Genomic DNA, 240 nt, shown 5'->3' on the forward strand with positions numbered 1-240 from the left:
GTCGCGATGAAGCAACGGCCGCGGCTGCGCTGGTAGGCGCAATGCCACGCTTCCTCGACTTTCCGGACGGCGAGTTGGTGGCCGATGCAGCGCTGATCGGAGTTTTGAAAGCACTGATCGGTCAAACCGGCCCGGATCTGGTGATCACGCATGCGCCCAACGACTATCACGCCGACCATCGCGCACTGTCGGACGGCGTGCGCATCGCGGCGTCTTTCGCCGTCCCGGTGCTGCATGCCG

The 240-nt window shown here is 65.0% G+C and carries 1 protein-coding gene; it reads left to right on the top strand.

The window, feature by feature from the left end; all coding sequences use genetic code 11:
- The coding region (locus EOB49_RS35790) for a PIG-L family deacetylase (protein WP_206526235.1) at positions 1-240 on the top strand (240 nt) is incomplete at both ends.

It is taken from the genome of Mesorhizobium sp. M7A.F.Ca.MR.148.00.0.0 (assembly GCF_003997735.1).
Lineage (GTDB): Bacteria > Pseudomonadota > Alphaproteobacteria > Rhizobiales > Rhizobiaceae > Mesorhizobium.